At 44.6% G+C, this 21,417-nt stretch carries 20 protein-coding genes and 1 pseudogene; 14 read left to right on the forward strand and 7 right to left on the reverse strand.

The window, feature by feature from the left end:
• The first annotated feature begins 200 nt into the window (after positions 1 to 200).
• The 3 genes from glpX (at position 201) to L3V36_RS16750 (ending at position 2,441) form a co-directional block, all read left to right on the forward strand.
• Positions 201 to 1,208: a class II fructose-bisphosphatase gene (gene glpX, locus L3V36_RS16740; protein WP_004729697.1), complete on the forward strand. Its 1,008-nt coding sequence runs from the start codon at positions 201 to 203 to the stop codon at positions 1,206 to 1,208.
• Between the two features lie 162 nt (positions 1,209 to 1,370).
• Positions 1,371 to 1,991: a metalloregulator ArsR/SmtB family transcription factor gene (locus L3V36_RS16745; RefSeq protein WP_004729698.1), complete on the forward strand. Its 621-nt coding sequence runs from the start codon at positions 1,371 to 1,373 to the stop codon at positions 1,989 to 1,991.
• 102 nt (positions 1,992 to 2,093) lie between these two features.
• Positions 2,094 to 2,441: a DUF3135 domain-containing protein gene (locus tag L3V36_RS16750; protein WP_102447466.1), complete on the forward strand. Its 348-nt coding sequence runs from the start codon at positions 2,094 to 2,096 to the stop codon at positions 2,439 to 2,441.
• 101 nt (positions 2,442 to 2,542) lie between these two features.
• Here the strand turns inward: L3V36_RS16750 and L3V36_RS16755 are convergent, their stop codons facing one another.
• A complete protein-coding gene (locus L3V36_RS16755) occupies positions 2,543 to 2,965 on the reverse strand; it encodes a DUF805 domain-containing protein (protein WP_017077593.1) in 423 nt (140 codons plus the stop codon).
• A gap of 86 nt (positions 2,966 to 3,051) precedes the next feature.
• Positions 3,052 to 3,399, reverse strand: a complete 348-nt coding sequence (locus L3V36_RS16760; RefSeq protein ID WP_017077592.1) for a 5-carboxymethyl-2-hydroxymuconate Delta-isomerase — start codon at positions 3,397 to 3,399, stop codon at positions 3,052 to 3,054.
• A gap of 249 nt (positions 3,400 to 3,648) precedes the next feature.
• Between L3V36_RS16760 and tpiA the strand changes: the two genes are divergently transcribed.
• The gene (gene tpiA, locus L3V36_RS16765; RefSeq protein ID WP_004729704.1) at positions 3,649 to 4,419 is read left to right on the forward strand and encodes a triose-phosphate isomerase; all 771 of its coding nucleotides are present in this window, start codon (positions 3,649 to 3,651) and stop codon (positions 4,417 to 4,419) included.
• 160 nt (positions 4,420 to 4,579) lie between these two features.
• Here tpiA and pfkA read toward each other — a convergent pair whose 3' ends face one another.
• The 3 genes from pfkA to L3V36_RS16780 form a co-directional block, all read right to left on the reverse strand.
• A complete protein-coding gene (gene pfkA, locus L3V36_RS16770) occupies positions 4,580 to 5,542 on the reverse strand; it encodes a 6-phosphofructokinase (RefSeq protein ID WP_004729705.1) in 963 nt (320 codons plus the stop codon).
• Between the two features lie 316 nt (positions 5,543 to 5,858).
• Positions 5,859 to 6,767 (reverse strand): CDF family cation-efflux transporter FieF, encoded by a 909-nt coding sequence (fieF, locus tag L3V36_RS16775; RefSeq protein WP_026012358.1) that lies wholly within the window; start codon positions 6,765 to 6,767, stop codon positions 5,859 to 5,861.
• 163 nt (positions 6,768 to 6,930) lie between these two features.
• Positions 6,931 to 7,440: a CpxP family protein gene (locus tag L3V36_RS16780; RefSeq protein ID WP_076648678.1), complete on the reverse strand. Its 510-nt coding sequence runs from the start codon at positions 7,438 to 7,440 to the stop codon at positions 6,931 to 6,933.
• A 187-nt stretch (positions 7,441 to 7,627) separates the two neighbouring features.
• Here L3V36_RS16780 and L3V36_RS16785 point away from each other — a divergent pair, with 187 nt between their 5' ends.
• The 4 genes from L3V36_RS16785 (at position 7,628) to L3V36_RS16800 (ending at position 10,947) form a co-directional block, all read left to right on the forward strand.
• Positions 7,628 to 8,317, forward strand: a complete 690-nt coding sequence (locus tag L3V36_RS16785; RefSeq protein ID WP_017092189.1) for a response regulator — start codon at positions 7,628 to 7,630, stop codon at positions 8,315 to 8,317.
• Positions 8,317 to 9,696, forward strand: coding sequence for an envelope stress sensor histidine kinase CpxA (cpxA, locus tag L3V36_RS16790; RefSeq protein WP_102447467.1), 1,380 nt, complete (start codon positions 8,317 to 8,319; stop codon positions 9,694 to 9,696). The genes L3V36_RS16785 and cpxA overlap by 1 nt, the downstream gene beginning before the upstream one ends.
• Before the next feature lie 76 nt (positions 9,697 to 9,772).
• Positions 9,773 to 10,390 (forward strand): superoxide dismutase, encoded by a 618-nt coding sequence (locus L3V36_RS16795; RefSeq protein WP_102447468.1) that lies wholly within the window; start codon positions 9,773 to 9,775, stop codon positions 10,388 to 10,390.
• Positions 10,391 to 10,467: 77 nt separating this feature from the next.
• A complete protein-coding gene (locus L3V36_RS16800; RefSeq protein ID WP_004729711.1) occupies positions 10,468 to 10,947 on the forward strand; it encodes a tRNA (cytidine(34)-2'-O)-methyltransferase in 480 nt (159 codons plus the stop codon).
• 171 nt (positions 10,948 to 11,118) lie between these two features.
• Here the strand turns inward: L3V36_RS16800 and L3V36_RS16805 are convergent, their stop codons facing one another.
• Positions 11,119 to 11,643, reverse strand: coding sequence for an FxsA family protein (locus tag L3V36_RS16805; protein ID WP_004729712.1), 525 nt, complete (start codon positions 11,641 to 11,643; stop codon positions 11,119 to 11,121).
• A 284-nt stretch (positions 11,644 to 11,927) separates the two neighbouring features.
• Between L3V36_RS16805 and aspA the strand changes: the two genes are divergently transcribed.
• From aspA to arcC, 5 genes are all read left to right on the forward strand, one after another.
• Positions 11,928 to 13,379 carry an aspartate ammonia-lyase gene (aspA, locus tag L3V36_RS16810; RefSeq protein WP_004729713.1) on the forward strand — a complete coding sequence of 484 codons (1,452 nt, stop codon included), beginning with the start codon at positions 11,928 to 11,930 and terminating at the stop codon, positions 13,377 to 13,379.
• Between the two features lie 181 nt (positions 13,380 to 13,560).
• Positions 13,561 to 14,868, forward strand: coding sequence for an anaerobic C4-dicarboxylate transporter (locus L3V36_RS16815; RefSeq protein ID WP_102537804.1), 1,308 nt, complete (start codon positions 13,561 to 13,563; stop codon positions 14,866 to 14,868).
• A gap of 542 nt (positions 14,869 to 15,410) precedes the next feature.
• Complete coding sequence (locus L3V36_RS16820) at positions 15,411 to 16,859, forward strand: YfcC family protein (RefSeq protein WP_102537805.1); 1,449 nt, start codon at positions 15,411 to 15,413, stop codon at positions 16,857 to 16,859.
• An 813-nt stretch (positions 16,860 to 17,672) separates the two neighbouring features.
• Positions 17,673 to 18,896 carry an arginine deiminase gene (gene arcA / locus L3V36_RS16825; protein WP_017077581.1) on the forward strand — a complete coding sequence of 408 codons (1,224 nt, stop codon included), beginning with the start codon at positions 17,673 to 17,675 and terminating at the stop codon, positions 18,894 to 18,896.
• A gap of 73 nt (positions 18,897 to 18,969) precedes the next feature.
• Complete coding sequence (arcC, locus tag L3V36_RS16830) at positions 18,970 to 19,881, forward strand: carbamate kinase (RefSeq protein ID WP_004729718.1); 912 nt, start codon at positions 18,970 to 18,972, stop codon at positions 19,879 to 19,881.
• Between the two features lie 17 nt (positions 19,882 to 19,898).
• Here arcC and L3V36_RS23965 read toward each other — a convergent pair.
• A pseudogene (locus L3V36_RS23965) lies at positions 19,899 to 20,079 on the reverse strand (hypothetical protein).
• Here L3V36_RS23965 and L3V36_RS16835 point away from each other — a divergent pair.
• Positions 20,078 to 21,088: an ornithine carbamoyltransferase gene (locus tag L3V36_RS16835; protein WP_017094773.1), complete on the forward strand. Its 1,011-nt coding sequence runs from the start codon at positions 20,078 to 20,080 to the stop codon at positions 21,086 to 21,088. The pseudogene L3V36_RS23965 and the gene L3V36_RS16835 overlap by 2 nt on opposite strands.
• Positions 21,089 to 21,417 lie beyond the last annotated feature (329 nt).

Below are 21,417 nucleotides of genomic sequence, written 5' to 3' on the forward strand. Positions count from 1 at the left end.
AACAGCGCTTTTTACCGAATATTGACGTGAATTATTACTACCGCGACAACAGACTGATTATTTTGATGAATATTACCTGTTTTCACCCGCAAATTGATCAAGAGCAATCCCCAAAAAACAAAAAGGCAAACGTTTCCTTTGGGATATGGTAAAATTCGCCGCGAAATTTCTATTCCCCTTTTGAAAATTTTGGAGTCCGCATGAAACGCGATTTAGCAATGTCATTCTCTCGTGTCACTGAAGGTGCAGCACTAGCTGGTTACAAGTGGCTTGGCCGCGGCGATAAAAACGCTGCAGATGGCGCTGCTGTAGAAGTAATGCGTAGCCTACTGAACAAAACCGAAATTAGCGGCGAGATCGTTATCGGCGAAGGTGAAATCGATGATGCACCTATGCTATACATCGGCGAAAACGTCGGTATTGGCGGTGATGCAGTAGATATCGCCGTTGACCCAATTGAAGGGACACGCATGACAGCAATGGGTCAATCAAATGCATTGGCTGTATTGGCTGCAGGCGAAAAAGGTAGCTTCCTAAAAGCACCTGACATGTACATGGAAAAATTGGTTGTTGGCCCTGGTGCAAAAGGTGTGATTGACCTAGAACTGCCACTGACAGAAAACCTAGAAAACATTGCGAAAGCACTAGGTAAAACACTCGATACACTGGTAGTAACCACACTGGCTAAGCCACGTCATGATCAAGTGATTGCCGACATGCAAGCGATGGGCGTTCGTGTATTCGCAGTGCCAGATGGTGATGTTGCTGCTTCTATCCTAACGTGTATGCCAGACAGTGAAGTCGACGTAATGTACTGCATCGGCGGCGCGCCTGAAGGCGTGGTTTCGGCTGCGGTTATTCGCGCACTCGACGGCGACATGCACGCACGTCTGCTTCCTCGTCATGAAGTAAAAGGCGATACAGAAGAGAACCGCAAACACGGTGAGCTTGAACTAGAGCGTTGTGCAGAAATGGGCGTAACGGCGGGCATCGTATTGAAGATGGAAGACATGGCTCGTAGCGACAACGTTGTATTCTCAGCAACCGGCATTACTAAGGGTGACCTTCTAGAGGGCATCACACGTACAGGCAATATCGCAACTACAGAAACACTGCTTATCCGTGGTCGCTGCCGTACTATTCGCCGCATCAAATCTATCCACTACCTAGAGCGTAAAGACCCAGAAGTAATCGGTCACATCCTGTAAACCTAAACTAGGTTCAACAGAACACGCGAAGGCTGATACCAAGTATCAGCCTTTTGTTTTATTGGCCATCAATAACCTGTGCATTTCACCTACGCCATAGTAAATGGTTTGCTTTATAAACACCTTGCCTCATAATAGTAAGGTTCATTAGGTAGAGATAGTATGAAAACAAGCGACAAAATCTTACAGACCATTAAGCGTCAAGGCGCGGTAACCGCGAAACAACTGTCAGAAGAATTTGGCATGACGACAATGGGTGCCAGACAGCACCTACAAAGTTTGGAAGATGACGGTATTCTTGCGTTTCATGACGTCAAAGTAAAAGTAGGTCGCCCAACTCGCCATTGGTCCCTGACTCAACAAGGTCATGGTCAATTTTCAGATCGACACGGTGAACTCACCATTCAAGTGATCGATGCTGTCGAGAATCTGTTTGGTAAAGAGGGGTTAGCTAAGGTTGCGGCCGAGCGCGAACAACACACCCTTAAGCAATATCAAACCGCGCTGTCTGATTGTGACTCGCTGATCAGCAAGCTTAAAAAACTCACCCAGCTGCGTGAAGACGAAGGCTACATGGCTGAACTTCAAGAGCATGACGATCACTACATCTTGATCGAGAACCACTGCCCTATCTGCAAGGCTGCGACTCGCTGCCCTAGCCTGTGTCAATCTGAGCTCAATGTTTTCAAAGAATTACTCAAAGATGAATGTCATGTGAGCCGCACTGAACACATCATTACTGGCGAGCGTCGTTGTACTTATACCCTAACGCCAAGTTACTGATTCTGTCTCAATATTGAGAAAATACCAATAGATTAAATTTTGTACAAATTTCTTTCTTAAGCTTAAAGCATATGAAACATGCTTAATGCTAAGGAAGGAATCATGGCACATCCACAGCCCAATCAAAAACTGCCCCCTTTTGATGAACTGGTCCAACTCGCGAAAAGCGATCCGAAAGCATTCGATCAATTCAAACACGAGATGTGTGAACAGATGATTTGCTCAGCCTCAGAGACCATGCAAAACAGGCTTCGCGCTCAACAAAGTCATATCGATTTAGTCGTCAGCCGCTGCAAGAATCCACATCACGCTAATGTTGTTCTGATGCAAGAGCTGCGCTGTCAGGTCTGTAAATTCCAAGATGCACTCAAAGGCCGCTGCGATTTTGAAGAATCTATGCCTGAAAATGTCGTGCCTTTCAGGCCAAATACAGAGCCAAAAATGTACTAACCGTTGAAATGGACTAGCGACAAAAAGCCATTCAAAGAAAAACGCCTTATAAAGAAAAAGGGAGCACAAGGCTCCCTTTTTACTGATGAATCATTTAACCTTTAAACGGGATCTTCGCCGTAATCATTGCGGCCTTCTGTGCCTTTCAACAAGCCACACTCAATCAGAATCCACAAGCCACACACTAATGCTGCAACGGTTGCCGCCATATGAACTGGCGATACCGGCTCTGTCGTGGTCGCTGCCATTGGTGAAGCAAGGCGCCCTAGCACGAGTGGCACATTCAGCAGCAGCCAGTAGTTCGACTTATTGCGGTCGTGCCAGCGCTTAGCGGTGACCGCAAGATCTGGGATCACCAGCAGCAACAGGAAGATTGGTAGCAGGATGTAAGAGTAAGTCGGGAACAAAACAGAGATACCAGTAGCAAAACCAGTAATCGCTATATAGTAGAAAATATTCCAAATCCAGTAAGTCTTACGACCAATTCTCCCCTTGAAAGAGAGCAGTAAATCTTTCATCGACATCTTAAATACTCAAAAAATTAATACGCTACCAAAAAGTTAGCAGCAAATAGTCAGTTAATCACTTTTAGTTAGTTGATTCTTTTAAGCTAATTCATCACTTTCTGAAAGCAACTTTTATCCATATCTCGTATGTTGACCGTTAGGCTACGGATATGGCTTGCCTGTTCTTGTAAGGTTTGCATCAACAAACGCGACAATTCTCTTTTCTGTTCTTCGGTACGTCCTGAAAGTAACTCGAAGCTAATATGAACAAAATCCACATTGTCCTCTTCATCACCGACCAACCAGTTATGACAGCGCAGTGAACGAGACTTCACAGAAGGTACATCAAACAAACCACAGTTTAATGTAACTTGATGAAGGTCTTCCAGTAAACCTTGGATATTCACTCGCTCATCCACTGAATTTGAGTACTCTAGAACTAGATTCGGCATTATTACTTCCTATTGTTAACGCAATCGTTTGTCCCTTAATAGCAACTAACGATGAAAAATCCGAGAAGTTAGCTATTATTCTGTCTGCCGGATCACTGATATATGCTCAAAATCTACTCTGACCATTGAGTAAGATCCAAGAAAGTCATGACCACAGTCATGATCTGTTGATATTATTCTGTTATATTATTTCGTAATAAAGTTTACTTTTTTACATTCGATTTATTTAAATACTTTGGAGATATTCCTATGCGTCATCCTGTAGTTATGGGTAACTGGAAACTAAACGGCAGCAAAGAAATGGTTGTTGATCTACTAAACGGTCTTAACGCTGAACTTGAAGGCGTAACAGGCGTAGACGTAGCAGTTGCTCCACCAGCACTTTTCGTTGATCTTGCTGAGCGTACGCTTACTGAAGCGGGCAGCGCGATCATCCTAGGTGCTCAAAACTCTGACCTAAACAACAGCGGTGCATTCACTGGCGACATGTCTCCAGCAATGCTTAAAGAGTTCGGCGCATCTCACATCATCATCGGTCACTCTGAGCGTCGTGAATACCACGCTGAGTCTGACGAATTCGTTGCTAAGAAATTCGCATTCCTAAAAGAGAACGGCCTAACTCCAGTTCTTTGTATCGGTGAGTCTGATGCACAAAACGAAGCAGGCGAAACTGTTGCTGTATGTGCTCGTCAACTTGACGCTGTTATCAACACTCAAGGTGTTGAAGCTCTTGAAGGCGCTATCATCGCTTACGAACCAATCTGGGCTATCGGTACTGGTAAAGCAGCTACAGCTGAAGATGCACAACGCATCCACGCTCAAATCCGTGCACACATCGCAGAGAAATCTGAAGACGTTGCTAAGAAAGTTGTTATCCAATACGGCGGTTCTGTTAAGCCAGAAAACGCAGCAGCTTACTTCGCACAACCAGACATCGACGGTGCTCTAGTTGGCGGCGCAGCGCTAGACGCGAAAAGCTTCGCAGCTATCGCTAAAGCAGCAGCTGAAGCAAAAGCTTAATTTAAACGTCACCGTTTAGATTAAATGAAAGGTCAACTTAGGTTGGCCTTTTTTATTGCCTATCGTTTGAGATTCAAGCTTTAAAGCAAAACAACAGGCACAAAAAAACCGCTGATCAATCAGCGGTTTTTAAATTCTTTAAGCGAACGCTAAACGTGGCTTAGAACAACTCTTCTGCAACGCGGAACAGCTCAGAACGGTCTGGGTTCTGCATGTTCTCGATACAGTCGATGATGTCGTGGTGAACAAGCGCTTCTTTCTCGATACCAACACAACGACCACCATGGCCTTCTTGAAGAAGGTGAACAGCATAGTTACCCATGCGAGAAGCCAGTACACGGTCAAATGCAGTCGGGCGACCACCACGTTGGATGTGACCAAGAACCGTTGCACGAGTTTCACGACCTGTTGAAGCTTCGATCTCTTTCGCTAGTTCATTCGCATCCATCATTAACTCAGTTAGAGCGATGATTGCGTGCTTCTTACCTTTCGCAATACCATCTTGGATATTGCTGATAAGCTGATCTTTATCTAGGCCAGTCTCAGGTGTGATGATGTACTCACAACCACCCGCGATTGCTGACATAAGCGTAAGGTCACCACAGTGACGGCCCATGATTTCAACAATAGAAATACGTTGGTGAGAAGAAGACGTGTCACGTAGACGGTCGATTGAATCAATAACAGTGTTAAGCGCTGTTAGGTAGCCGATTGTGTAGTCAGTACCCGCGATATCGTTATCGATTGTGCCTGGAAGACCGATACATGGGTAACCCATCTCAGTCAGTTTCTTAGCACCCATGTAAGAACCGTCACCACCGATAACAACGAGTGCTTCGATACCGTGCTTCTTAAGGTTCTCGATGCCTTTCTCACGAACAGCAACGTCTTTGAACTCAGGGAAACGTGCAGAACCTAAGAAAGTACCACCACGGTTGATCACGTCAGATACGCTTGAACGGTCAAGCTTTTCGATACGGTCTTCAACAAGGCCTTGGTAGCCATCGTAAATACCGTAAACTTCAATGCCAACTGATAGCGCAGTACGAACTACACCACGAACTGCTGCGTTCATGCCTGGAGCGTCACCACCACTGGTCAAAACACCGATCTTCTTAATCATGCTCACCCTCGATTTTTGGGAATCTATTATTCAATTCTTATTCTTGCTGATTGTATATCAACAAGATTTTAAATCTATATTTGTGCGTTATGTTACATTTCCTCAACAGGAATAGCACTTAAATCGCGTAAAATTATGTAACATTTCTACTTCTGTAAGAGTATTACAGTTTTACTCAGTAACTTTGTTGATTCACATCAGAATCAACATTAATTGTTACTAAGGTGGTTTTTGAATCACCGAAGAATTAGTAATTTTTACTCACTTTAGTTCAAAAGCCACCTACTTACCATTTGCCAACCCTTTTTTAGCTCGCTTACCATGAGTGAAATTTCTGCTGCTTCTCGGGTCCAAATACGACCGAATACGGGTCTTGATGAATTAATACATCAGCATCAGGGAAAACGGAGATAAGCTTGTCTTCTACTTCGTCAGAAATGCGGTGCGCTTCAATAAGTGGGATATTATCTTCGAGTTCTAAATGCAATTGAATGAACCGAACAGGCCCTGAACGACGCGTTCTTAGTTGATGCACACCAAGCACACCTTCCACACTCAGCGATGTCTCTTTTATCTGTTTTAATTCTTCATCTGGCAGCTTTCTATCAAGCAAAGATTGAATGGCTTCTGTTGCCATTTGGTAGGCACTGTAAAGAATGTAGATACCGATACCAATCGCGAATACCGAGTCCGCTTGACCAATGCCAAACCAGCTCAGTGCTAGCGCGAGCATGATCGCCGCATTCATATAAAGGTCTGATTGATAATGCAGTGAATCGGCGGCTATCGCTTGGCTGCCCGTTTTGCTGACAACATGTTTTTGGAATCGAACCAAACCAAAGGTCATTACGATCGCGAACAAGCTGACATAAATACCAATTTCAGGAGAGTTCAGCTCATGCGGTCGGAAGAAACGCTCAATACCATTAAGAATAAGGAAACAAGCGGAACCGGAAATAAACATCGCTTGTGCTAATGCAGCAAGAGATTCTGCCTTACCATGACCAAAGGTATGTTCTTTATCGGCAGGCTGAAGAGAGTAGCGAACCACCACTAGGTTGACGACAGAAGCGGCGATATCCAACAGCGAATCAACCACAGAAGCTAATAAACTGACTGAACCTGTCACCCACCACGCAGCAACCTTCACAACCAATAATATGGAGGCAATGATGGTGGCAGCCCAAGCGGCGAGCGTAACTAAACGTGCGTATTCTTGTTTCATAAATTGGCTATAAAGTGACTGATAGCACAAAGTATAACCCGCAAACAACCGATTGAATATGACAGCCATGATGTAATACATTCATTTTTAAAGATCAAAAAAGCGGCACTAGGCCGCTTCTTTCTAAACACTTTCAATCAATTCAGCTTTCTCAAACCATGAATTACTTGTCTTTGTTCATGCGTTTTTCCATTTTGTCAGCACACTTCGCCATGCGCTCTTGTTGGATTTCTTTCAGCTGAGTTTTTTGCTCAGGCGTTAATACGCTCATCATTTGGTGTTGCTTCTTAAGCATTGTTACGCGACGCTCTGTTTGCTTCTCAACCATTTGGCTTGCTAGGTCGTTTGCTGCAGCTTCATCAAAAGTATCAGCTAGAACTAGATCTTGAACTTTCTCGTGATGCGCTTTCATTTGCGCCATTTTATCTGCTTTGTTGCCTGAGTGTTTTGCTTTCATCTCAGCGCGGTTCGCTTCGCGCATCTCTTTTAGTTCTGTTTTTTGAGCATCCGTCAGGTCTAGTTGGCGCATCACTTTCTTATCGAAGCCACCACACTTACCGTGCATACCTTTGTGATCACCTTTATCACCACCGCCGTATGCAAACGCACTCGCTGTACCTAACATAAGTGGAAGTGCCGCAGCTACTAGTACAAGTTTCTTAGTCATTTTCATAATTGTTGCCTCGATTCGGTATAATAAGTCATGTATTGCGTCTGTTTCTCAGCGCTTAGATATAGATTAGTCTTTCCCTCGTAAAGTGACGTTTAGAAAGCGTAAAGAATCGTAAAGAGTGAAAGTTGACGAATAATTAGCAGTATTATTAACGTGTAAATAGTAGATAACCGATTAAGGCTTCCCAATGGCGAACATTCTTCTTATTGATGACGACACAGAACTAACCAGCTTACTTAAAGACATCCTGAGCTTTGAGGGCTTCACTGTTTCCGAAGCCAATGATGGCTATGCGGGGCTTGACGCTATCAATGATGAGATTGATCTGATTCTTTTGGATGTGATGATGCCGCGCCTTAACGGTATGGAAACGCTAAAGAAGCTGAGAGAAAACTGGGAAACACCAGTATTGATGCTGACTGCCAAAGGCGAAGAGATCGACCGTGTTATTGGCCTTGAACTTGGCGCAGATGATTATTTGCCAAAGCCGTTCAGTGACCGAGAACTGCTCGCTCGTATTCGTGCCATCTTGCGTAGAACACAGACTAACACCGCGCCTAAATCAGCCAGCGACACCATTCAATACCAAGACATCGAAGTATTCCCTGGCAAGCAAGAGGCTTACTGTAATGGACAGATTATCGATCTCACCACCACAGAATTCGCTTTACTGAGCCATCTCATCCAAAACCCAGGACAAGTGATCACCAAAGAAGCACTGAGCTTGGATGTTTTAGGCAAAAGGCTGGCGGCGTTTGACCGTGCGATAGACATGCATATCTCCAATCTGCGCAAGAAGATTCCAGAACGTACTGACGGTAAGTCTCGCATCAAAACCTTACGAGGCCGTGGCTACTTATTGGTAGAGGAAGATTAATGCGCATCCCTAAAATCACCAGCTTATATGGACGTATCTTTGCTATCTTTTGGTTCACCATGTTACTGGTGCTTTTGTCGGTGCTGTCACTTCCCCATTTAGACCCTCGCGTGGCGCGAGATGTGCCCGCAGATCACCTAGATAAACTCGAGCGTATCGCTAAAATCACAGAGAAACGCTACGCCAAAGAACCTAATCTAGGCAAAATTGTGTTCCAACTTGAGGCACCACGTAGCCGCAAGGATTCTCGTGCTCGCATCTATTTAACCGACTTAGAAGGCGCTGTCCTTACGTCAAAAAGACATTCGGACTATAAGCTTAAGGCGATTCGCAACTTTGTTACCTCGATTGATAACCCTGAAGTACCAAAACAGAAACTATACGGACACTACATGGTGGCAGGGCCAGTACCGATCACACTCGCTGGTGAAGAATTACTGATGTATGCCGGAGTAAAATGGAACCAACCACCGCCATTTTTGCTGCGACTGTTTGATAGACCTTTACAACTATTGCTTGCGGTAATGCTAGCAAGTACCCCGCTATTGCTATGGCTAGCTTGGGCATTGAGCCAACCCGCACGTAGGCTAGAGCGCGCAGCGCAACGTGTAGCGAAAGGTCAGTTTGAGGTTGATCCAACACTTGAAAAAGGCACCTCAGAATTCAGACAAGCAGGTGAAAGCTTTAACCAGATGGTCGAAGCGGTAAACCAGATGATTTCGGGGCAACAACGCCTACTTTCTGATATCTCACACGAACTGCGCTCGCCATTGACTCGTCTACGCATGGCCAATGCACTGGCAATTCGTAAGCAAGGTGAGAGCCAAGAATTAGAACGTATTGATACCGAAGCGCAGCGTTTGGAACAAATGATCAGTGAGCTACTGACGCTATCTCGTATGCAGGTCGACAGCCACATTACTCGTGAGGTTCAACCTATCTCGAGCTTATGGGAGGAGATCTTAAAAGATGCAGAGTTTGAAGCTGAACAGATGGGTAAATTACTGACGTTTTCAGAGATCCCAGAGCGTTCTATTTCGGGTAACCCTAAGCTGCTGATGAGTGCCTTGGACAATATTACGCGCAATGCTATCTACTACGGCAAAGACCAAGTCGATGTGCAATTCCATGTTGTCCAAGATCAGCTGACGATTTGCGTCAATGACAACGGTGATGGTGTCCCGGAGGATGAACTGGATTCTATCTTCAGACCTTTCTACCGAGTTTCAACGGCACGCGATCGTAATTCAGGTGGCACTGGGCTTGGCCTCACCATTACAGAAAGTGCGATTCGCCAACACAGCGGAACCATCACTGCAAGCCGTAGCCAGCTCGGTGGATTACAACTCGAAATCACCCTGCCAATCTTGCCGATATAATACCCCCACAAAGAACACAGTTGATAATGATTGTTATTATCATTATGGTAAATCCTCTAATTAAGGAGGATTTACCATGTCACACACTTTCCCTGCTTTACCCTACGCTTACGACGCCCTAGAACCTTACATTGATGCTAAGACGATGGAAGTGCATTACAGCAAGCACCATAGAACCTACTACGATAAGTTTGTTGCGGCTGTTTCTGGCAGCGAGCTAGAGCAACAGTCTCTGACCGAGATCTTCGCTAACATTTCTCAACACAGCCCAGCGGTTCGTAACAATGGTGGCGGTTACTACAACCACATCTTGTATTGGAACTGCATGTCGCAAGACGGTGGGGGTGAACCCACGGGCGAGCTTGGCGAAGCTATCAAAAGTACTTTCGGAGATTTCGAGACATTCCAAGATCAGTTCGCTCAAGCGGCAATCAATACCTTTGGTTCAGGCTTCGCTTGGCTAGTGGTTGAAGAAGGACAACTGAAGATCATCTCGACCTCAAATCAAGATAATCCGTGGATGGATACGGTTGCCAGTAACGGCGAGCCCATTCTTGCACTCGATGTTTGGGAACACGCCTATTACATCAGCTACCAAAACCGTCGCCCTGATTACATCAATGCATGGTGGAACGTAGTGAATTGGAATGCGGTATCTAAAAACTACGCTCAGGCACTAGCGAACCAAGCCTAAGCTGAGGGTGGCGAACTGTACTCACTCAGCTTGCCACCGTATACTCTGGCTATCTTTGATTATTCTTGTGAACCAACATGTTTGATATCGCTCTATACGAACCAGAAATCGCGCCCAATACGGGTAACATCATCCGCCTATCAGCTAACTGCGGCGCAAACCTGCACCTTATCGAGCCGCTTGGTTTTGATTTCGAAGAGAAAAAAGTTCGTCGTGCGGGTTTAGATTATCACGACCTCGCACGAGTAAAGCGTCACAAGAATCTAGAAGCCTTCCTTGAGTATCTAGAGAATGAACGTGAGGGTGACTACCGTATCTTTGCTTGTACGACCAAGACCACTGGTCACCACGTTGATGCGAAATTCCAACAAGGTGATGTACTGATGTTTGGCCCTGAGTCTCGCGGCCTGCCTGCTGAGTTCATCGAAAGTATGCCAATGGAGCAACGCATTCGTATTCCAATGATGCCAGAAGCACGCAGCTTGAACCTGTCTAACGCAGTGGCCATTATTGCGTTCGAAGCATGGCGACAAATGGGTTTTGAAGGCGCGGTATAACCGAACGCTCAAGCTTATCTGTTATCTGTTATCTGTTATCTGTTATCAATAGTAAACAGTAAGTAACAGTCGGCGACACGCAATAAAAAGGCTCTTACCATTATCACTTTCTTGCGAAGGATAACGGTAAGAGCCTTTTCTGTTTGTCTCTCTATATAAAGAGACAAACCATTAATTTAAGCGGTTACGATCGTTGTCGTCGTCTTTCTTCTCAAACTCACCCTCAAAGGTGTTGCCGTCTTTTGATTGGTCAGATGGACCTGAATTGAATGGGTCTTGTCCAAATGGGCTCTGGCCAAAACCAGCTTGTCCACCCGCATGGAAACCACCAGACATATTGGTCACCACCATTTTTTCCATCATTTTCTTGGCAATCATCGCTCTTGGTGCAGGTAACAATACCAACATACCGAGTGCGTCCGTCATAAATCCCGGAGTCAGCAGCAATACGCCTGCAACCGCAAGCATCACGCCTTCAAGAATCTGTTGTGCTGGCATTTCGCCTTGTTGCAACCGACCTTGAACAGACATAAGTGTCTGAATGCCTTGGCTACGAACCAGCGATGCACCCACAAATGCAGTGATCAAAACCAACGCGATAGTTGGCCACAATCCTAAGAAGCCACCAACTTGAATAAATAGCCCAATCTCAATGATGGGTACGAAGATAAAGAGTAATAATAAGATAGGAAACACACGCCCTCCTTTGTTACGTCCAGTTTACGCTGAAAGCCCTACCAATCTCAAATTTATCCTGTAAATAAGCGTGTTTATTGACCCGGAATAAGTTTGCTAAATATTGACGAAACAAAAACGAAAAAGGTGATCAACTTAATATTTTTATGCGCTAAGTACAGTATCATGTGCCACATAAGTCAGGACGGATTTATCAGCCCAATATTCTAGCGAACGGAGTATTTGCACACAGAATAGGCTAATAACTAACTATATAATCAGAATAATTCTCTAAGGATCCTGTTATGGCTACTCAATCAGAAGCTCAAGTTGAAGCTCCTCAAGCTACTCGTCTCGAAGAAGATCTATTAGGTCAACGTCATGTTCCGGCTGATGCTTACTACGGCATCCACACTCTACGCGCAGTTGAAAACTTCAACATCTCAAATGTAACGATCTCAGATGTACCTGAATTCGTTCGCGGTATGGTGATGACAAAGAAAGCAGCGGCTTTAGCAAACAAAGAGTTAGGTGTAATTCCAAGCGAAGTGGCTAAATACATCATCGAAGCTTGTGACCTCATTCTAGACACTGGCAAGTGCATGGATCAGTTCCCATCGGACGTTTTCCAAGGTGGTGCTGGTACTTCTGTAAACATGAACGCGAACGAAGTCGTTGCGAACGTGGCACTTGAACTTATGGGCAAAGAAAAAGGCCAATACGAGTTCATCAACCCAAATGACCATGTAAACCGCAGCCAATCTACAAACTGTGCTTACCCAACTGGCTTCCGTATCTCTGTTTACAACAGCGTTCGTAAACTGATCGATGCTATCGAATACCTAAAAGGTGCATTTGAGCTTAAGAGCCAAGAATTCAACACAATTTTGAAAATGGGTCGTACTCAACTTCAAGATGCTGTGCCTATGACGGTTGGCCAAGAGTTCCACGCTTGGGCTGTAACCATCAACGAAGAAATCAAAAACCTAGAATACACTTCAAAACTACTGCTTGAAGTTAACCTAGGCGCAACAGCTATCGGTACTGGTCTGAACGCAGCTCCGGGTTACCAAGGCCTAGCAGTTAAGCACCTAGCAGAAGTAACTGGCTTAGAGTGTGTAGCGGCTGAAGATTTAATCGAAGCAACGTCTGACTGTGGCGCATACGTAATGACGCACGGCGCACTTAAACGTCTAGCCGTTAAACTGTCTAAAATCTGTAACGACTTACGTCTTCTTTCTTCAGGTCCACGTACTGGCTTCAACGAGCTAAACCTACCGGAACTGCAAGCGGGTTCTTCAATCATGCCTGCTAAAGTAAACCCAGTTGTACCTGAAGTAGTAAACCAAGTTTGCTTTAAAGTTCTAGGTAACGACAACACGGTTTCTTTCGCAGCAGAAGGCGGTCAGCTTCAATTGAACGTAATGGAACCTGTTATCGCACAAAGCATGTTTGAGTCTTTAGACATCCTAACAAACGCATGTGTGAACCTACGCGACAAGTGTGTAGACGGCATTACTGTAAACAAAGAAGTATGTGAATCTCACGTATTTAACTCTATCGGTATCGTTACTTATCTAAACCCATACATTGGCCACCACGAGGGTGACATTGTAGGTAAGATTTGTGCTGAAACAGGTAAGAGTGTTCGTGATGTAGTGCTAGAGCGCGGTTTATTGAGCGAAGAAGAACTTGATGACATTTTCTCTGTTGAAAATCTGATGCATCCTCAGTATAAAGCTAAACGCTACGAATAACGGTAGCGAGAAAGGGCTCCAAACGGAGCCCTTTTTTAGGCTCCAATACGGTTAACCCTGCTGATCTTGTGGATTTCCGTTAGTTGCATTTTTGCTTAATTAAACCTAAACCATAGAACTATTATGTGAACATTCCAGTGGCGAATGTTCACATAATAAAATCTAAAATGAGGTGTTACTTATGATTGCAGTAGAACTATTTGTCGTCCTGCTCTTTATCTTTTTGGGGGCCAGAATTGGCGGTATCGGTATTGGTTTTGCCGGTGGTGCTGGTGTTATTGCCCTTTCATTAATTCTTGGTGTTCCAACAAGCCAATCTTTTATCCCGGTCGATGTAATTTTGATCATCATGTCGGTTATCACCGCAATTGCAGCAATGCAGGTTGCTGGCGGTATGGACTGGTTGGTACAAATTGCAGAAAACTTTTTGCGTAAACACCCTGAACGTATCACCTTTTACGCGCCGATTGTGACCTTTGTAATGACACTGATGGCGGGTACTGGTCACACAGCATTCTCTACGCTGCCTGTTATTGCAGAAGTAGCAAAAGGCCAAGGTGTTCGTCCTTCTCGTCCACTGTCTATCGCAGTTGTAGCCTCTCAAATTGCGATCACAGCTTCGCCTATTTCGGCAGCAGTTGTGGCTTTCGCAGCGATGCTGGCACCCTTTGGTGTCGATTACCTAACGCTATTGATGGTTTGTATTCCAACAACCTTCATCGCTTGTATGGTTGGTGCGGTTGTCGCGAACTACATGGGCAGCGAACTGAAAGACGATCCTATATACCAAGAACGTCTAGAGAAAGGTCTAATCAAGCTAGCAACAGAAGAGAAACGCGAAATTCTACCAACAGCGAAGAGAGCGACTTACATCTTCCTTGCGGCGATTGGTTTTGTTGTTTGCTACGCAGCCGCTATCTCTAGCTCTGTTGGCCTAATTGAAAACCCAGCACTGGGCCGTAACGAAGCGATCATGTCTGTGATGCTGGCAGCAGCAGCGGCAATCGTGATGTTCACTAAGATTGATGCAGCGAAGATTTCTTCGGCTCCAACATTCCGTTCAGGTATGACAGCATGTGTTTGTGTACTTGGTGTAGCTTGGTTAGGTTCAACGTTTGTGAATGCACACGTTGCTGAAATCAAAGACGTTGCTGGTGCTTTACTTGCTGACTACCCTTGGATGCTGGCTCTTGTTCTGTTCTTCGCTTCTATGCTGCTTTACTCTCAAGGCGCAACAACGGTTGCACTAATGCCTGCAGCTCTAGCGATTGGCGTAGCACCACTAACAGCCGTGGCTTCTTTTGCTGCGGTAAGTGCACTGTTCGTACTTCCAACTTACCCTACGCTACTGGCAGCGGTTGAGATGGATGACACAGGTTCAACTCGTATTGGTAAGTACGTATTTAACCACCCATTCTTCATTCCTGGTGTGGCAACAATCAGTACAGCGGTAGCACTCGGCTTCGCATTCGGCGGTCTGTTTATCTAACACTCGCTGAAAAACTAAACCTAAAAGGAAGCTTCGGCTTCCTTTTTTCTTTTCTGCACAATGTGTTTATTTGATACGTATCAAATAAACATTATAAACCTAAAAATCCGAATAAAAATAAAGTTTGAATAAAATTCCAATAATATTCACGCCATTCACTAACAATGCCTGCCAACGCAACCACCCCTTGTTTCTCTCTAATTCACATCGAATATTAATCCAAGCTAACTAACCAAAAAACCTTGCTCTTTTTCTAACGTTTTTCATCCTATTCATTGGTCACTATTTTTGTGAACAATACCAAACTTAAATGGCGACGTAAGGAATAAAATAACCGCAGTTAAATTAAATCTTAATTCATTTGGATATATAAATATAAAGATACTTATATTTAAAGTCGGCAACGTCATATAGATGATCGCTCTATAAGGGCAAGAATTTTATATCGTTGAATGCTTTATAAATGTCACTGTATTTACAATCTATAAACATTAGTCGCTAATTCACGTCAATTCTATTTAGGATGATGTAAGGAGATAGCCATGACGACTCAGACGATACCAAGCGAGAAAAAAAAGGGCGGCTTCTTTGCCAACTTTAAATTCCCTTCTGCCTACACCATTCTATTTATTCTAATTGCATTCGTAGCCCTGCTTACCTGGGTTGTTCCAGCAGGCCAATACGACCGAGCAATGAATGAAGAGTTAGGTCGAGAAGTACCGGTAACCGGCACCTATCAAGCAGTAGAAGGTAACCCTCAAGGTGTGATTGACGTACTACTCGCGCCTATTGACGGTTTCTACGACCACAATAGCTATGAAGCTGCAGCAATCGACGTTTCGCTGTTCATCTTAATCATTGGTGGCTTCTTAGGACTAGTAACCAAAACTGGTGCCATTGATGCCGGTATCGAACGCGTCACTGCCCGCCTAGAAGGGCGAGAAGAGTTGATGATACCGATACTGATGGCATTGTTTGCTGCTGGCGGTACCGTCTACGGCATGGCGGAAGAATCACTGCCATTCTATACGCTACTAGTACCAGTAATGATGGCTGCACGCTTTGACCCTCTTGTTGCCGCTGCGACCGTACTGCTTGGCGCAGGGATTGGGGTGCTAGGGTCAACGATTAACCCATTCGCAACCGTGATCGCTGCCAACGCCTCTGGTATCCCATTTACTGACGGTATCGTGCTGCGTATTGCTATGCTCGTTATTGGTTGGATAATTTGTGTTGCCTACGTCATGCGTTACGCAAGAATGGTTCAAGCTGACCCAACAACATCGATTGTCTACGACAAATACAAAGAGAACAAAGCACACTTCCTTGGTAACGCGAGCGACGAAAAACTTGATTTCACCACAACGCGTAAATTAATCCTCACTATTTTCGGTGGCTCTTTCGCTGTGATGATTTACGGTGTATCGGTTGCTGGCTGGTGGATGGCAGAGATCTCAGCGATGTTCTTAGCCGCGACAATCATTGTCGGTATTGTGGCTCGCATGAGCGAAGAAGAGTTTACGACTAGCTTTATTGATGGTGCCCGCGACCTACTTGGTGTAGCGCTTATCATCGGTATCGCGCGTGGTATCGTGGTCGTGATGGACCGCGGTATGATCACCGATACCATTCTGTTCTCTGCAGAACAAATGGTTACCGGGTTATCTTCGGTTATCTTTATTAACGTGATGTTCTTCTTAGAGATTCTATTGTCATTCTTAGTACCATCAACGTCAGGGTTAGCGGTACTGACTATGCCAATCATGGCACCACTGGCCGACTTTGCAGGCGTAGGTCGTGACCTTGTTATCACCGCTTACCAATCAGCATCTGGCTTGGTGAACCTAATCACCCCGACCTCTGCGGTTGTGATGGGTGGCTTGGCGATTGCCCGCGTCCCTTATGTTCGCTGGGTTAAATGGGTAATGCCATTAGTCGGTATCTTAATGGTGTTCTGCATCGTTGTACTAAGTATTGGTGCGCTGATCTAACTTAAAGCACTTCACTCCGTTCTCATCCAAAGCCGCTTCCATAGCGGCTTTTTTATTGCTATCTAATCCAACTCCAACCCAATCACCAAAACAACCTGCCGAGCTGCACACGCTTCATTTAACGCCTCTCTATGACCTATCTCAGTAGCAAAGCTTAAACAAGCAAAAACCACTTGCGACAAAGAGTAAGCCAACGTTTAAACATCAAGGTTAAAGCTAATAAATCGCCAACTATTCTTCGCTCTTATATTTATACAAATATTTAGTCATTTATTAGCGTTAATTATATTTAAAGTAATTTAAACAGTAATAACCAAAGAGGAAATAGTAGTGATTTTTATAGGAAACCGGCTTAAAAAACCCAATTATAAAGTGTGACCACAATAGCTTTATTCGCATTTATTTTGTTAACAACTAATTAATTCCACATCCAAAATTAAATATCTAAATAAAAACATTGCATACTTCCAATCTAAGCTCATTCTTATCAATAAAACCATTTTGCATATAATCCCTCACAAATTGGATTCTAGCTAGGTGAATGAAAAAAGCATGCATAATATTCCCAAGGAGTTAACTATTTAGAAAAGACTGACAATAGTTGAAAGTGCATAAAGTTTGTTAAAACCCTTGATTTTAAAGGGCTACGGGATAAAAAACGATTTGTGATAGATCTCTAAGAATACCTGACTAGCAGGCGTAATATTAATTCCAGACAAGAGATATGAATAAAATAATTCATTCTTCTCAACTGAAAATAAATAATTACTCTTAGCAATAAAAGTAATTCAAATATATAAGAGAGAGACGATCATGAGTAAGTTCTATGTAGGTTCTGAAATAGGTCAATTACGCCGCGTTCTAGTTCACCGCCCAAGACGCGCACTGACTCACCTAACACCCTCTAACTGTCACGATTTGCTATTTGATGACGTACTGGCTGTTGAGCGTGCAGGTAAAGAGCATGACGCATTTACTCAAACGCTACGTGATCAAGGTGTTGAGGTTCTTCTTCTTACTGACTTGCTAGCCGACACACTAGCGGTGTCAGAAGCGAAAGATTGGCTACTAACCTGCCAAGTATCTGATTACCGTTTAGGTAAAACATTCGCCAATGATGTGCGCTGCTACTTGGGCGATTTACCAAACCTAGAGTTAGCAAAAATCCTAACGGGCGGTTTGTCTTACGCTGAGATGCCAATGAAATCATCTTCAATGATGCAAGGCATGCACGCACCAACCGACTTCATTATCGAGCCACTACCAAACCACCTATTTACTCGCGACACATCTTGCTGGGTATATGGCGGTGTATCTATCAACCCAATGGCGAAACCAGCTCGTCAACGTGAAACAAACCACGTTCGCGCTATTTATCGCTGGCACCCAACATTCGCAGGCCAAGACTTCATTAAATACTTCGGCGATGAAGAAAAAATCAATTACGACAACTCAACGATTGAAGGTGGTGACGTTCTTGTACTTGGTCGTGGCGCGGTTCTTATCGGTATGTCTGAGCGTACAACAGCACAAGGTGTTGAACACTTAGCATCTAGCCTATTCAAACACGGTCAAGCGACACAAGTTATCGCAATGCAGTTACCAAAACACCGCTCTTGCATGCACTTAGACACCGTAATGACTCACATGAACGAAGATACGTTCTCTGTTTACCCTGAAGTGGTAAGTAAAGACGTGCAGTGCTGGAACCTAACTGGCGATGAGTCTGGCGCTGTAAAAGTGAAAGAAGAAGGCTACTTCGTAACGGCTATCGAAAAAGCACTTGGCGTAGACAAGCTAAACCTAATCACAACCGGTGGCGACAACTTCCATGCAGAACGTGAACAGTGGAACGATGCAAACAACGTGCTAACGGTTAAACCTGGCGTCGTTATTGGCTACGAAGGCAACACCTACACCAACGAAAAATACGACAAAGCAGGCATCACGGTTCTTCCGATTCCAGGAGACGAACTTGGTCGCGGTCGCGGTGGCGCACGCTGCATGAGCTGCCCAATTGAGCGTGATGGTATCTAATCACTAAGACGAAAACGGCCAAGTTGAACGATCTTAAATAATCTCAGCTTGGCCAGAATGAGAGAACACAATTATGACTAAGCAAACTGTTGTTGTTGCACTCGGCGGTAACGCCCTACTTCGTCGCGGTGAGCCGTTAGAAGCCGATGTTCAACGCCGTAATATTGAAACCGCGGTTAAAACCATCTCTGAAATCGCGAAAGTGTACAACGTGGTTCTAGTACACGGTAATGGCCCACAAGTTGGCCTACTTGCTCTGCAAGGTTTGGAATACAAAAAAGTAAACCCGTATCCGCTGGATGTATTGGGCAGTGAAACTCAAGGCATGATCGGCTACATGCTGATGCAAGAGTTCAAGAACTACCTGCCTGACCGCAACATCTCGTGCATGTTGACTCAAATGACGGTTGATCCAAACGATCCAGCATTTGCGGATCCAACAAAGCCGATTGGTCCGATCTACGAAGAAGCAGAAGCGCGTGAATTAGCGGAGAAATTCCACTGGATAGTAAAACCTGACGGCCAACATTTCCGTCGCGTGGTACCAAGCCCACGCCCTACCGGCATTGTTGAGCACGAAGCGATCACACAGCTTATCGATGCGGGTCACCTAGTAATTTGTACTGGCGGTGGTGGCATCCCAGTGAAAAAAGAGAATGGCAAATTAGTGGGTGTTGAAGCGGTTATCGACAAAGACATGTCAGCGGCTTTCTTGGCGAAACAACTGGATGCGGATGCGCTGCTTATTTTGACCGATGCTGAGGCTGTGTACCTTGATTGGGGCAAGCCAACTCAACACGCACTGCGCAGCACCACACCAAGCGAATTGGCGAAGTTCACATTTGATGCAGGCTCGATGGGGCCAAAAATTGAAGCATCGTGCGAATTCATTCAACAAGGCGGAAAAGTAGTGGGTATCGGCGCACTCGAAGATGGTTTGCAAATCCTGCAAGGCCAAGCGGGCACCAATATCACCAAAGGTTAACGCACTAGCGAGCTTTATCATCTTGAAAAACTTAAAGCTTGAGAAGCTGAAACCTTGAGAGCTTTTAAAGCTTGCGAAAACAGAATTAAACGAAACAAACAGAACCGAACAAATTTAACTAAAAAATTGAATCGCGCTTTCTTGAATTTTCTTTCCCTGTAACAAGAAAGCGCCTAAATCTAAGAAGGAATACATCATGGCTTTTAACCTACGCAATCGTAACTTCCTAAAACTACTAGATTTCACTCCACGCGAAATTCAACACTTGTTAGATCTTTCTATGGAGCTAAAAAAAGCGAAGTACAACGGTTACGAACAGCCAACACTGACTGGCAAAAACATTGCGCTTATCTTTGAGAAAACATCCACTCGTACTCGCTGTGCATTTGAAGTTGCCGCATTCGACCAAGGTGCTCGAGTGTCTTACTTAGGCCCATCTGGCTCTCAAATTGGCCACAAAGAATCAATGAAAGATACCGCTCGCGTTCTTGGCCGTATGTACGATGGCATTGAATACCGCGGCTTCGGTCAAGAAATCGTTGAAGAGCTAGGCGCTTACGCTGGTGTACCGGTATGGAATGGTCTGACTGACGAATTCCACCCAACACAGATCCTTGCTGACTTCCTAACTATGACGGAATACGGTCGTGGTAAACAACTGCATGAAATCAGCTTTGCTTACCTAGGTGATGCTCGCAACAACATGGGTAACTCTCTGATGGTTGGCGCGGCGAAAATGGGCATGGACATTCGCCTTGTTGCTCCAAAACAATTCTGGCCACAAGAAGAGCTATTGGCTCAATGTCGTGAAATCGCAGAACACACTGGCGGCAAAATCACGCTAACAGAAGATGTTCAAGAAGGCGTGCAAGGTTGTGACTTCCTATACACCGATGTTTGGGTATCAATGGGCGAAGCAAAAGAAGCATGGGCTGAGCGTATTAACCTAATGATGCCTTACCAAGTCAACATGGACATGATCAAGGCAACAGGCAACCCACATGTGAAATTCATGCACTGCCTACCGGCTTTCCACGGCGAAGATACCACAGTAGGCAAACAGCTTGCTGCTGAATATCCGCAGCTTAAAGATGGCGTAGAAGTGACAGATGAAGTGGTCGAGTCTGAATTCTCTATCGTGTTCGATGAAGCAGAAAACCGCATGCACACCATCAAAGCAGTCATGGTTGCGACGTTAGGCAGCTAAGAAGTTAAGAAATTAAGCAGTTAAGCAGTTAAGCACTCACTTGTTCGCAAGACGTTAATAAGTTAGGTGCAATGACAGGGAAATGCGGGTGGCGTTCTTGGGATTTTGACCTTGGATAAAGCTCGCATTTTTTTTCATGTAGTTGAATAGATTATTACCTTAAAAAGCCTGAGATCCTCAGTTCCAACAAAGGCTTAAATGGAAGCTTAAAACGGACGTTATTTCGCATAAAAATCCATTAAATGAATACTTTACAGAAAGTATTGCATGGCCTTTTTATCTGAGTATAATCCTCCGCAATTTGTCTTAAGAGAGCAAAAAATGAACCG

Origin of the sequence: Vibrio sp. G-C-1 (assembly GCF_021728015.1) — a bacterium.
Lineage (GTDB): Bacteria > Pseudomonadota > Gammaproteobacteria > Enterobacterales > Vibrionaceae > Vibrio > Vibrio splendidus.